The organism is Streptomyces sp. NBC_00459 (genome assembly GCF_036013955.1).
Taxonomy (GTDB): domain Bacteria; phylum Actinomycetota; class Actinomycetes; order Streptomycetales; family Streptomycetaceae; genus Streptomyces.
The window spans coordinates 507322-519557 of the sequence record NZ_CP107903.1; the positions used below are offsets into that span (position 1 = coordinate 507322).

Annotated in this window: 11 protein-coding genes; 2 read left to right on the forward strand and 9 right to left on the reverse strand. The window is 72.4% G+C overall.

The genetic code is table 11. The annotated features are described in order from the left end of the window. Positions 1–38 precede the first annotated feature (38 nt). The 9 genes from OHN74_RS01960 to OHN74_RS02000 all read right to left on the reverse strand — a co-directional run bounded on the left by OHN74_RS01960 (position 39) and on the right by OHN74_RS02000 (position 9428). The gene (locus OHN74_RS01960; RefSeq protein ID WP_327692743.1) at positions 39–2255 is read right to left on the reverse strand and encodes a S9 family peptidase; all 2217 of its coding nucleotides are present in this window, start codon (positions 2253–2255) and stop codon (positions 39–41) included. After that, positions 2228–4012 (reverse strand): N-acetylglutaminylglutamine amidotransferase, encoded by a 1785-nt coding sequence (locus OHN74_RS01965; protein ID WP_327692744.1) that lies wholly within the window; start codon positions 4010–4012, stop codon positions 2228–2230. The genes OHN74_RS01960 and OHN74_RS01965 overlap by 28 nt, the downstream gene beginning before the upstream one ends. A gap of 126 nt (positions 4013–4138) precedes the next feature. Next, a complete protein-coding gene (locus tag OHN74_RS01970; protein WP_327699951.1) occupies positions 4139–5326 on the reverse strand; it encodes a carboxylate-amine ligase in 1188 nt (395 codons plus the stop codon). 300 nt (positions 5327–5626) lie between these two features. Beyond that, positions 5627–5926, reverse strand: a complete 300-nt coding sequence (locus OHN74_RS01975; RefSeq protein WP_327692745.1) for a hypothetical protein — start codon at positions 5924–5926, stop codon at positions 5627–5629. A gap of 168 nt (positions 5927–6094) precedes the next feature. Then, a complete protein-coding gene (locus OHN74_RS01980) occupies positions 6095–7252 on the reverse strand; it encodes an RNA polymerase sigma factor (protein WP_327692746.1) in 1158 nt (385 codons plus the stop codon). A 4-nt stretch (positions 7253–7256) separates the two neighbouring features. Next, a complete protein-coding gene (locus OHN74_RS01985) occupies positions 7257–7670 on the reverse strand; it encodes a YciI family protein (protein WP_327692747.1) in 414 nt (137 codons plus the stop codon). A 168-nt stretch (positions 7671–7838) separates the two neighbouring features. After that, complete coding sequence (locus tag OHN74_RS01990; RefSeq protein WP_327692748.1) at positions 7839–8693, reverse strand: DUF3592 domain-containing protein; 855 nt, start codon at positions 8691–8693, stop codon at positions 7839–7841. Next, a complete protein-coding gene (locus OHN74_RS01995; RefSeq protein ID WP_327692749.1) occupies positions 8694–8966 on the reverse strand; it encodes a hypothetical protein in 273 nt (90 codons plus the stop codon). Between the two features lie 39 nt (positions 8967–9005). Next, positions 9006–9428, reverse strand: a complete 423-nt coding sequence (locus OHN74_RS02000) for a hypothetical protein (protein ID WP_327692750.1) — start codon at positions 9426–9428, stop codon at positions 9006–9008. 138 nt (positions 9429–9566) lie between these two features. Between OHN74_RS02000 and OHN74_RS02005 the strand changes: the two genes are divergently transcribed. Together OHN74_RS02005 and OHN74_RS02010 are read left to right on the forward strand one after the other, a co-directional pair. After that, the gene (locus OHN74_RS02005) at positions 9567–10940 is read left to right on the forward strand and encodes a hypothetical protein (RefSeq protein WP_327692751.1); all 1374 of its coding nucleotides are present in this window, start codon (positions 9567–9569) and stop codon (positions 10938–10940) included. Beyond that, a complete protein-coding gene (locus OHN74_RS02010; protein ID WP_327692752.1) occupies positions 10940–12235 on the forward strand; it encodes a hypothetical protein in 1296 nt (431 codons plus the stop codon). The genes OHN74_RS02005 and OHN74_RS02010 overlap by 1 nt, the downstream gene beginning before the upstream one ends. Position 12236: the final 1 nt, after the last annotated feature.

The following is a 12236-nucleotide window of genomic DNA, read 5'->3' on the forward strand; positions in this document are numbered from 1 at the left end:
GGGCGTGCGTCAGGTGAGGGGGACAGGGGCGGAGCCGATCAGCCGCCGAGGTGGCGTTCCAGCCAGTCGGCGGCTGATCGGCGGAACAGTCGCCGGCTGTCCGCGCGCAGGAAGTCGTGGCCCTCGTCGCGCAGGGTCAGGAGTTCGGCGAGGATGCCGCGGTCCCGGGCCGCCCGGACGAACTGCTCGGACTCCCCCGGCGGCACGTTGGTGTCGTGTTCGCCATGGACGGCGAGCACCGGGACCCGCAGTGCGTCGACGCGGCTCATCGGAGAGAGGGAGCGCAGCAGCGCGCGATCGTGCTCCGGATGGCCGTACTTGTGCACCGCCGACTCCGCGATCCATGGCTCCGTACCGGCGAAGAAGGTCAGGAGGTCCGACATACCGCAGACGGCGACCCCGGTGCGGAAGAGGTCCGGATGCCGCACGAGGGAGGCGAACGTCAGATAGCCGCCGTACGAGCGCCCCATGACCGCCAGTCGGGTCGGGTCGGCAGGACCCGCCGTCACCGCGTGGGCGGTGCAGTCCGCGACGTCGTCCAACGCGGCGAAGCGGCCGGTGCCCAGGTCGGCGTCGACGAAGGACCTGCCGTGTCCCGAGGAGCCGCGGACGTCGGGGGCGAAGACGTCCAGACCGCGGCCGAGCAGCTCGTGGTAGAGCGGGTTGAAGACGGGCCGTTCCTGCTCCTCCGGGCCGCCGTGCAGATGGATCACACAGGGCGCCGGCTCGCCCGGGGCGCGTCCTGGCGCCCTGTAGTACCAGCCGCTCAGGGGCAGCCCGTCCCGCGCCGCGAGACGCAGGGGAACAGGACGCACGGGTGGGCGACCCGGCGGTACGGCGTCCCTGTCCCGGGAGGACCACGGGGTGCGCAGCAGGGACACGCCCTCGTGGGCCCACCACACACCCGGGCGGCGTTGCGAGCCGGACAGCGCGAGCAGCATGCGCCCGGGGCCGGCCGCCACCACCCGTGTGACGACCTCGTGCGGCAGGGAGACGGGCCTCGCCGGCCCCACGCTGTCCGGAGCGTGGCACGCCGGGGACGTCTCGACGAGTTCGAGTTCCCCGGCGCCCTGCGCGTTCCACACCAGTACGGCTGTACGGCCGTCGTGGGCCATCGCCAGCAGTTCCAGTTCCTGGTCCTCGCGCTGCGCCACGACCGCTCTCTCGCGCATCTCGCCGTCGGCGTCGAGAGCGAGGGCGAACAGCGCCGCGTACTCCCGGTCGGCATCGCTGCGCAGCCAGAGGGTCAGCCCGTCCGGGGAGAACCGGCCGATCCAGGGATCCCCGTCGGCGACCGGCACCGTGCAGGTCGTCGCCGCGTCGGCCATGCGCCGCACGACCGCCTCGCGCCGTCCGCGCGGCCCCCGGCGCAGCAACACGAGCGTTCCGTCGCGGCTGAGGTCGCACACGCGCAGGGTGGCAGCCTGCGTCTCCGTGGCGAGAAGCACCGGGGAGGCGAGGCCGTCGGGGTCGATCAGGTACGCCGACAGCCCGCCGCCGGGCCGGACGGCCGGGGCCTCCGGTGCCCTGAGGTCGACCGGCGCCGGGGCCGTCCGCCGCCCGGAGTCGTACCGGGCCCCGCCCAGGAGCGTCGCGCGGCCGTCCCGGTCGGCCCAGTCGGGTGTGAGCCGGGCACCGACCGGGTCAAGGTCCGTCGAGGCGTGTCCCACGCGCTCCGGATGCGTGTGGGCGGTCGCGGTGACGGCGACGGCCGACCCGTCGTGCGTCCAGCACCCCAGATGGGCGGAGCTTCCGGGGTCGGCTCCGGCCAGGATGCGGCGGCCGGTGCCGTCGGGACGTACGCACAGCACACGTGTGTGCTCGCCGCCGCCCGGCGCGGTGGTGTACGCGATCCAGCGGCCGTCCGGTGACCAGGCCACCTCCTTGACGGGGTCCGGGGAGGAGTCGAGCAGCCGCACCTCGGCACCGTCCACCGGCCCGGCCCACAACTGCGGGACACCGCCCCGGTCACAGATGAAGGCCGCCTCGGTGCCGTCGGCGGTGGCGGAGGGAAACCAGCAGCCGTGCGCGTGCAGCCGGGTCACGGCGTCCCGCGGTCCCCCCGCCTCGGGCAACGGCACCGGGACAGGGGCGGCGGCGCAGACAGGCTCGTGCGCGTCCGGCGGCTGCGGAGCCGATGCCGCGAGGCCGAGTGCACCGGGATCCCCGACCGCAGCCGACGGCCGGGCCGTCGCCGCCTGCGGCGCATGCGTGCCCGGCTCGTCGGTCACTTGATCCCGTGCGTCTGCAGCCATGTCTCCAGCAGAGCCACCTGCCACAGGGCGTTGGCTCCGCGCTTGGTCCGGTGCTCGTCGGGCGCCGCCAGCAGTTCGGCCACGTACGACTCCTGGAACACACCGCGCTTCTTCGCCTCGGGTGCCTCCAGCGCCGCTCGGACCCGGTCGAGGACGGGGCCCGCCATGTGCTTGACGGCCGGGACGGGGAAGTAGCCCTTGGGCCGGTCGACGATCTCCCGGGGCAGAAGCTTCCGCCCTGCCTCCTTCAGTACGCCCTTGCCTCCGTCGGCCAGTTTCAGCTCCGGCGGACAGGCCGCGGCCAGTTCCACCAGTTCGTGGTCGAGGAACGGCACCCGGGCCTCCAGGCCCCAGGCCATGGTCATGTTGTCGACGCGCTTGACGGGGTCGTCGACGAGCATGACGTGGGTGTCCAGCCGAAGGGCCGCGTCCAGGGCGGTCTCCGCCCCGGGTACGGCCATGTGGTCCTTGACGAAGCGACCCGACACGTCGTCGTCGGGCAGCATGTGGGGCTGGAGGATGCGGGTGAGGTCGGCATGGGGCCGGTCGAAGTACGTCTCGGCATACCTGTCCGGCTCCTCCTCACGGGCGACCTCCGCCAGCTCCGGGTACCAGTGGTAGCCGGCGAACACCTCGTCCGCGCCCTGGCCGCTCTGCACGACCTTCACCTCCTTCGCCACCTGCTCGGACAGCAGGTAGAAGGCGACCGCGTCATGGCTGGTCATCGGCTCGCTCATCGCCGCGACGGCCCCGTCCAGTGCCGCCGACACCCGGTCGGAGGGAATCATCAGCCGATGGTGGTCGGTGCGGAACTCCCGCGCCACCAGGTCCGAGTACCAGAACTCGTCCCCCTTCTCTCCCCCTTCCGCCTCGAACCCCACGCTGAACGTCCGCAGGTCGCGCTGGCCCTCGTCGGCCAGCAACGCGACGACCAGGCTGGAGTCCAGTCCGCCGGAGAGCAGGACACCGACCGGCACGTCGGCCACCGTCCGGCGGCGTACGGCGGTACGCAGCGCCTCCAGGACCGCGTCGCGCCATTCGGCAGGGGCCATGTCCGCGTACTCGGGCCGCCGGGTGTAGGACGGCTGCCAGTAGCAGTGGTCGTGCTGGGTACCGTCCGGCTCGATGACGCGCACGGTGGCCGGCGGGAGCTTGCGGACGCCGTTGAGGACGGTGCGCGGCGCCGCCACCGTGGCGTGCCAGCTCAGGTACTGGTGCACGGCCACCGGGTCGAGGGAGGTGTCGACGTCCCCGGCGGCGAGCAGGGCCGGCAGCGTGGAGGCGAACCGCAACCGGCCCGGTGTCCGCGCCAGGTACAGGGGCTTGATCCCGAGCCGGTCGCGGCCCAGCACCACCCGGCCGGTGCGGTGCTCGACGAGGGCGAAGGCGAACATGCCGTAGAAGTGCTCGACGCAGGCGGTTCCCCACTCCTGGTAGCCCTTCAGGACCACCTCGGTGTCGGACGTCGACTCGAAGCGGTGACCCAGCTTCTGGAGTTCCTCGCGCAGCTCCTGGTAGTTGTACACACAACCGTTGAAGACACCGGTGAGCTGCCCCCGGGCATCGGTCATCGGCTGAGCTCCGAGGTCCGACAGATCGATGATCTTCAGGCGGCGGTGCCCGAGCGCGACCGCGCCCCGGGTCCACGACCCCTGGCCGTCGGGGCCACGGGCCGCCAGCCGGTCACTCATGCGTTCGACGGCGGCGAGGTCGGGTCGCCGGCCGTCGAAACGGATCTCCCCACTCAGGCCGCACATGGCCCACCTCCTCCCTTCCGCACACCGTCAGGGGCGGGGGCGTGTTTTCGGAGCATGACGAAACATCTCCTGAGCAGATGGGTGAGGGACAGAACGTCGTACGACGGCGGTGCCAACCCGGCCACGTCAGCGGCCGATGGCCTCCGGTGCTCCGGAGGCGAACGGCGGACCTGTCACGTCCGCGTCGGTGTACGGAAGGTCGACCCGGCCGAGCGGGGTCGGTCTGTGGTTTCTGCGCTCGCCCCGGGTCTCGGCGATCAACAGGTCGACGCAGCCCAGCAGATCCTCTTCCCGCGCCGTGCGGCGGATGCGCTCGGCGGCGCTGCCCTCGGCGAGGGCCTCGTTCGTCAGCGCCCTGACGGTGTACCAGTCGCCGTGGGATTCGAGCGCGGGGCGCAGCCTGGCGAGCAGTTTGCGGACGACCTGCGGTGCGGGCTCGTCCTGGTGGGTCCCGGGGTCCACGAGGGTGCCCTCAAGACCGGACCGGGCGGCCCGCCAGGCGGCGCCGCGCAGCCACTCGTGTCGGCCCTGGCAGGGCGGCGCGTCGTCCTGCCCAAGCCGTTCGAGAGCCTCGGTCACCAGTGCGCGGAACAGTCCGGCTATGAGCACGACGGTCTCCGTGCGCGGGCAGGCGTCGCAGATCCGCAGTTCCAGGGTCGACAGATGGTCGGAGGGCCGTATGTCGTAATAGATCATCCCGGCGTCGGTGATGATCCCGGCCCTGACCAGGTCGTCCACCGCGGCGTCGTACTCGGTCGCGCTCGCGAAGCAGCCGATCGGGCCGGCGGTGGGCCAGCGCTGCCAGAGCATCGTGCGCCAGCTTGCGTAGCCGGTGTCGGAGCCCTGCCAGAACGGTGAGCTGGCGGACAGTGCCAGTAGCACGGGCAGCCAGGGCGAGACCTCGCACATCACCCGTACCGCCGTGTCGCGGTCGGGGATGTCCACGTGGACCTGGGCGCCGCAGATGAGCTGCTCATCGGCTACCTGGCGGTACTCCTCGACCATGTGGTGATAGCGGGCGTCGGCGGTGGGCCGCCCGGTGGAGGCGGGGGCCAGGGGAGCCGTGCCCGCGGCCATCGCGGCGAGACCCAGCGAGGCCGCGGCCGCGTCGAGCCGCCTCCTCGTGCCTGCGAGGTCGGTGTACAGGGCGTGCAGCGATGTGTGCACTTCGCTGTTCGACTCCACGATGGACCGGTGCAGTTCACCGGTGAACGTCCGCTGGGGAAGCCGTCGCAGCACCTGATCGGCACGTGGCACGAGCAGGCCGCTCTCCACCTCCAGAATGTGGAACTCTTCTTCCACTCCGATGCGCATGCTCACGGTCACTCCTTGAGGACGCGACGGCTGTGACAAGCACCGGGTTCCCCGGACTTCGCCGCACAAGCTCAAATTCGCACCTTTGGCCTGCAATCATCGCAGATGAGCGCACGAGCGCATCTCGTACAGGGCGAGCGAAGCGGACGGGGCGGGCGGGGTTTCGGCTCAGCCGTTCAGGCGAGCGACAGCCCGCGCACTCCGGCTCAGCGGAAGCCGTGTCCGCCGCGCCCCCGGACGCCGAACAGTCCTTTTCCGGGGCGGACGGCTCTCACCGCCCCGGAAAGGGACAGCCGGGTGTCATGCGGCGCCAGTGACCCCCGGGGCGATGAAACGCCTGTGCAGGGGACGGAAGTCGGTCTCCGGAGCCCCTTCGATACCGGCCTTCTCGATCGCGGGGGCCAGTCGCCCGGCGAAGAACGTCCGGAAGGCCTGCTCCGACTCCCATACGTCGACGACCCGCAGCCCTTGAGCGTCGAACCAGGCCATGTGCACTTCACCGCCGACCGGAGCCGTCTCCTCCCAGCCGACCGTGTCCCGCACCATGTCGTACTGCTCGGGACTGACCCCGGCCCAGCTCATCGACATCACTACAGCCATTTTCCCGCCCCCAGTTTCCAGCTCCGTGTGTGCTCGGACATCGTCCCGCCGAACGCGCCGACGGCGAAGAGCGCACAGGGGCGCGACCTGGTCATGCTCCGCCCCCGCACGCCCTGATGCGGGTGGCGTCGATCCGCGAGGAACGAGCATCGGCGGGGCCGTGTCCCGTCAGCGGCTCCGGCGGGCGTTGAGCCGGGCCGCCTGGCGGGTCAGGTGGTCGCGTTCGGCGAGGCTGGGTGCCTTCCGGGCCGCCTCGGCGTAGAGCCGTGCCGCTGTCTCCAGGTCGCCGTCGCGCTCGTGGAGGTACGCCGCCACGGCGGTGTGGCGGGGCAGTGAGTCGTCCAGCGCCGCGAGTGCCGCCAGCCCGGCGCGCGGTCCGTCGGCCTCGCCGACGGCCACCGCGCGGTTGAGGCGGACGACGGGACTGTCGGTCAGACGTGCGAGTTCGTCGTACCACTCGACGATCTGGACCCAGTCGGTCTCCTCGGCGGTCAGGGCGTCGGCATGGAGGGCGGCGATGGCGGCCTGGGCCTGGAACTCGCCCAGTCGGTCCCGGGCGAGGGCCGCCTGAAGGATGTCGACGCCCTCGGCGATCGACCCGGTGTCCCATCGGCCGCGGTCCTGCTCGGCGAGCGGCACGAGGCTGCCGTCGGGCGCGGTGCGGGCGGCGCGTCGGGCGTGGTGGAGCAGCATGAGGGCTAGCAGCCCCGCGACCTCGGGGTGGTCGATCGCGGCGGCGAGCTGTCGGGTGAGCCGGATGGCCTCCGCCGCCAGGTCGACGTCGCCGGAGTAACCCTCGTTGAAGACCAGGTAGAGGACGCGCAGAACGGTGGCGACATCCCCGGGCCGGTCGAACCGTACGCCGGAGACGGTGCGCTTGGCCCTGCTGATGCGCTGGGCCATGGTCGCCTCGGGCACCAGGTAGGCCTGGGCGATCTGGCGGGTGGTCAGCCCGCCGACGGCACGCAGAGTGAGCGCGACCGCGGACGAGGGTGTCAGTGAGGGGTGGGCGCACAGGAAGTAGAGCTGGAGGGTGTCGTCCCTCGCGGGCGTGGGCCCTGGCGTCGGTTCCTCGTCGACGTGTTCCTCCCGCCGGCGGCGGGCGGTGTCCGCGCGGGTCGCGTCGAGGAACCGGCGCCACGCCACGGTCACCAGCCAGCCCTTCGCGTCCCTCGGCGGGTCGGCCGGCCAGACACGGACCGCCTCGACCAGCGCGTCCTGCACCGCGTCCTCGGCCGCCGCGAAGTCTGCTCCGCGGCGGACGAGGACGGCGAGCACGCTCGGTGTGAGGCTCCGGAGCAGGGCCTCGTTCACCTCGGAGGTCATCGCGTCAGTGGCACTCGGTGATGGTGGGCGGCGCGGACAGGAACGGGCGCAGCTCCAGCCACTCGTGGATCGGCTTGCCGCCCGCCCCCGGGGCGGCCGACAGCTCCCCGGCCAGTTCGACGGCACGCTCGTAGCTGTCGACATCGATCACCATCCAGCCGGCGATGAGGTCCTTGGTCTCGGCGAACGGGCCGTCGGTGATCGGCGGGCGGCCCTCACCGCCGTACTGGACCCACGTACCCTCGGGGGCGAGCGCCTGACCGTCGACGAACTCGCCCGTCTTTTCGAGCCGGTCCGCGAAGTCGCGCATGTACTGGACGTGGGCCGAGATCTCCTCCGGCGTCCACTTGTCCATGGGCACGTCGTTGACTGCGGACGGGGCGCCTCGGTAGTGCTTCAGCAGCAGGTACTTGGCCATGATGTGTCTCCTCCGTGCTGGTGCGACGACCCATTGTGGCCGCCTTCACCACGGGGACGGAGCCAGGCACGGGTTCTCGACATCGCCATCGGAAATCGTCGAAAGATTTTTTGCTGGGAGCCCGGGAGCGGGACTTGGGCGTCAGGACCCGGCGTCAGGACGTGGTTGTCACAGGGTGACCGCGCCGGCCACCACGGCGGCGATTCCGGCGATCATCAGAATGATGATCACACCGATGGTCCCCTCGTTCTCCCTGCGTTCGGCCACCAGGTCGGGGGTGTACACCGTCAGGTCGTCGGGGGCGTAGTGGATGGTCAGATCGCGGCCGAGAGATCGGCTGGGATCGGTGATGCCGTCACGGGACAGAACGGTGACCTGGGTGCCCTCGTTGGTGGTGAAGACGATGACGGGGGCGTGGTTGACGATCTCGTCGCCCTCTCCGTCCTGGTAGACGTCCCTGGTGACGGCCACGACGCGCGCCGGCACGGCGACGGCCGAGGCCAGCAGGGCGTCGCGGGCGCGCACTGCGCGGAGGTCGCGGCCGGTCGCCGTGAGGGCGGTGAGCAGAGTGCCGAAGCCGAGCAGCGCCCATGGGTAGCCCCAGGCGACGGTCGCGTGAATGACCAGCCCGATCAGGAGCAGGGCGACCGTGCAGTTCGGGGCGACCAGGCCCTTCTTCTCTCCCCAGATGTCGAGCACGACGCGGAACCGGTCCGGTCGCCCGCGTGGGTAACGCACCGCGAGCTCACGGCCCACCCAGGCCTCATCGATGCTGTCGCCGTGCTTGCCGGCGTTCGGCAGGGCGAACTCCCGCCCGCTGCCCGGGTCCTGGAACACGACCGTCACCGGAATCCCGGGGCGCTTGGAGGCGCCGTGCTCCGGCTGCCCCACCTCCACGATCCGTGCCGTCACCCAGACCGCGCGCTGGGCCGGAGTGAGCCGGGCCAGCGAAAGTCCGTAGCCCAGCGCCGCCAGACCCGCCGGAACCACCCACCACAGTTCCAGCAGTTCGTCCACGCTCACTCAGACCTCCAGGCGGAACAGATTGCGGGCCGGGTCGACGACGGCGGGTAACCGCAGCCCCATCCGCAGGACGGGGTCCGCCGAGCGCTTCCAGGTCGTCCCGAACGTCCGGAAGCCCGGTCCGCTGATCGGCAGCCCGACGGTGAGGCCGGCCGAGTCGTCGTCCTCCCATTCGGTCAGGCCGATGACTTCGGCCGTCGCCGCGATCCCGACTTCGAGCGGACAGACCCGGTCGACCCTGGCGGGCTCGGGACCGCCGAAGGCGTCCGCCACCTCAGGTTTCCGGACTCTCGGGCCCGCTTCCCTGTGGAGTCACGGGTTCACGCCGTCCCCGGCGTAGAGGTAGCCACCGGGACGGGCGGGGTCGGCGATCAGCAGTACCTGGTCGCCGGGGCGGGGTATGCGCAGCTTCGAGACGATGGTCTGGAGGGTGAACCGGTCGGCGGCGCCCGGCGGTTGGAGGACCAGGTCGACGACCGGATCGAAGTTGACCAGCTTGCCGGTGTCGCCGATCGACACGACCGTGGCGGGTACGGTCTCCGCCCCTGCGGCGAGCAACTGCCGTACGTCGAGGCCCGAGTTGTACGCGCCGATCGACTGCTGGACCTTGGCGAAGTCCGACTGGCCGAGGAACGCTCGCGTGGTCCGGCCGTAGAAACCCTTCCCGCTCGCCACCTTGCCCACGATCTCGGCTGCCCGCTCCTCGCGGCTCTTGCGGCGCCCGAAGATTCCCATGGCGTTCTTCCCTTCTGACGATGTCGGTTGCGCTCGTTGTCGTTGTCGTTCTGCCTGACGATGTGGACGCTAGGCGGCCCTCGGCGCCTACCGATCCCAGGTTCGTACGCGTGTTTCCCTCCGGCGTACGCTCCTGACATGCCGCCCTCCACCCAGCCGACCGGCGAGCGCCGACCGCGCGTCCTGGTCATCGACCACGCCTGGCGCGGCCTCGGCCCTGGGCTCGAACCGCTGAGCGGCCCCGGCGGGGCGCCATTGACCCGGACGGTCAAGCTGATCGTGCTGCCGCTGATCGCCAGGCCCGCGCTGCGCCCCGAGCTCGCGGCGGACTTTCTCGCACCGGCCGGGGCCGCGCTCCTCCAGGAGCTGATCCGGGAGTCCGCCGCGCTGCTGACGGCGACGGCCCAGTGGTTCACGCTGCTCAAGAAGGCACGCCGGACGCTGGGCATCGTGGCGGGAAACCCGCAGGACCTGTACTTCCAGCGCTGCTTCGAGCTGGCCAACGACCACGGGACGCCCCGGGCCGGTGCCGACACGATCGCCCGGGCTGTCGTCGAGGAGGTGGCGCACGCCCCCGGCGGACGCACCGTGGACGCGTTGAAGGACCATCTGGCCAACGCCGCCCGGCGCTCACGGCTCGAAGCGGAGCTGGCCGCCGCCTGGGGCAACCGCCCTCCGCCCGCCGACGCGGCTGCCGCGACCACGGCTCTCGCACGGGCAGCCGAGCTTCTCGACGCCTGCGGCCCCACGGGCCCGCCGGGCACCTCACCGTCGTACACCGCCATGGTCGAGGCAGGTCACGGGGAGTTGTTCGGTCGGGCGCTGTGGGAGCACGCGAGCGGTGTCTGGGGCCGCGACGGTCTGCCCACGCATCTGGGGCTTACGGGTCGGCAGACACCGCCGCGCCCGGAGGTCGGCCTGGGTGCCTCGACGGCCACGCTTCCCGCGCCGCTGGACCGCACGCTCTTCGAGCGGCTGTTCACCGTGCTTCAGTCGTCGGCCCACCGGGAGGAGCTGGCGCCGGTGGCGGAACTCGTCGCACGGGAGGCCGACCGCAGTTGCGCGCCGCTCGGCCTGTGCGACGAGAGCCTGCGCGTCGCCGTGGTCCTCGGCGGCCGGCTCGCCGCGGGCCTCGACCCGCTGGGCACCGGCGAGGGCCCACCGGGGCGGACCGCCGCGCACCACGCCGTCAACAGCCGCTGGCGACGGGAGGCGTCGGTTCTGCGCGCCCGCAGGATGACCGTGTCCTCCCGCCCCGACCCGGACGGCGGCGTCCTGGACGCCCTCGCGCGGGACCTCCGTACCCCGTGGGCCGCCTACATGCGGCGGCTGTGGGTGCGGCTGCACGGACGCGACGTGCGCGACGCACCCCTGGAGGACCTCGCGTCGGCCTGGGCGGTCCTCGACGGGGTCGCCCGCTCGGTGATGATGGACCACCGCGCGCGGGTCCGCTCGGCCCTGCGCACCCTGTCGGCGGACCCCTCCCCGGCGGCCGAACCGAGGAGCGCGTGATGGCGCCGGGACACGTCGACGTGCGGGTGACCCGCGGCGCGGACGGCACGATCCGGATCGCCGCCGGGCCGGACCTCCGTCGCGTCGAGGCGTACGGCGAAGTCGTCGCCGGGGGCCCCGATTTCACCCGGGCCGTCCTGGACGTCGCGGGCGCCGTGCTGGCCTGGCCCGTCCTAGGCGAACCGGGGTTGCCGTGGGCGGAGGTCCATGACGCGGGGCGGGCCCAGCAGTGGGTGTGGGCGCTGTACGGCGAGCGGGTCGCCGGCGCCGTCCACGACTGTGCGGCGGGGCAGGACGACGTACGGGTGACGACAGAGGTGACGGTACTCGCGGGCGCCGCCGCCAGGCTGGGCCTCGGTCACTGGGCGGCCCGCTGGTGGCCCGCCTCGCACCAGGACGGGATACCGGCGCTCGAACCCGGCCTGCTGGGCCTGGAGTTGGCCGCGCTCACCCACCACTGTCAGCAGCTGTTCGACGACGAGGGCGACCAGCCCGACGACTGCGCGGCCGAACTGATCGAGGAACACCGGGCCATCATCGGCCCGCTGATCGAGTGGTGGCGCGCGACACCGGTGCCGGCGGACCTGGCCCGCCATCTGGAGAGCGTGCTGCGGCTGGTCGACGACGCTGCGGACAACGCCGGACTGGACGGGCTGGCTCTGCGCCACCTCCGCTCGTCGCTCGACGGGCGTGGTCCGGCCGCTTCCTCGGCCGGCCCCGGCACACTGTTCGCCCGCCACGGCGGCTACGCACTCGCCGCGGGCGAACAGCTCGTCACGGGCGGCCGGGTGATCGCCCGGGGGACGGGAACCAACGACTGGCGCCGCTACCCGCCCGGCCTGGTCGACGCCGCCGAGAACGCGGTGTCCTGGACCGCTCGCGCGCTCGGCGCACGGCGGCGGATCGAGGTCGAGGCCCTCGCCGATCCCGGCGCACCCGTCACCGGCGCGCCGCTCGTCGCGGAGGTCCACGTGAACGGCGACGGCCCGCACCGGGTGCCCCTCGCCAGGCGCGACGACCTGTGGACCGGTCAATCGGACCTGTCCCCGGATCTCCCGGCCGCGGTGTCGGCGCCGCGTATCGAGGTGGGTGTCCTGCTGCCCGGCTTCGACCCGGGCCCCCACCCACCGGGCGAGGCCGACGGCCACGCCGGGCGTGAAGCCGTTCGCGCCCTGGTCCGGCGGCGGCTTGTGGCCGCGACCCGGCCTCCGGCGTACGGCGTGTCGCCGCACGACAGCCACTCGGCACCGTTCCTGGCCGAGACCGCCGCCACCGCACTCGACGAGGACTACTGAC

Coding starts and splice junctions, on each gene's coding strand:
- OHN74_RS01960 (WP_327692743.1), bottom strand. CDS start 2,255: ATGGCTGCAGACGCACGGGATCAAGTGACCGACGAGCCGGGCACGCAT.
- OHN74_RS01965 (WP_327692744.1), bottom strand. CDS start 4,012: ATGTGCGGCCTGAGTGGGGAGATCCGTTTCGACGGCCGGCGACCCGAC.
- OHN74_RS01970 (WP_327699951.1), bottom strand. CDS start 5,326: ATGCGCATCGGAGTGGAAGAAGAGTTCCACATTCTGGAGGTGGAGAGC.
- OHN74_RS01975 (WP_327692745.1), bottom strand. CDS start 5,926: ATGGCTGTAGTGATGTCGATGAGCTGGGCCGGGGTCAGTCCCGAGCAG.
- OHN74_RS01980 (WP_327692746.1), bottom strand. CDS start 7,252: ATGACCTCCGAGGTGAACGAGGCCCTGCTCCGGAGCCTCACACCGAGC.
- OHN74_RS01985 (WP_327692747.1), bottom strand. CDS start 7,670: ATGGCCAAGTACCTGCTGCTGAAGCACTACCGAGGCGCCCCGTCCGCA.
- OHN74_RS02000 (WP_327692750.1), bottom strand. CDS start 9,428: ATGGGAATCTTCGGGCGCCGCAAGAGCCGCGAGGAGCGGGCAGCCGAG.
- OHN74_RS02005 (WP_327692751.1), top strand. CDS start 9,567: ATGCCGCCCTCCACCCAGCCGACCGGCGAGCGCCGACCGCGCGTCCTG.
- OHN74_RS02010 (WP_327692752.1), top strand. CDS start 10,940: ATGGCGCCGGGACACGTCGACGTGCGGGTGACCCGCGGCGCGGACGGC.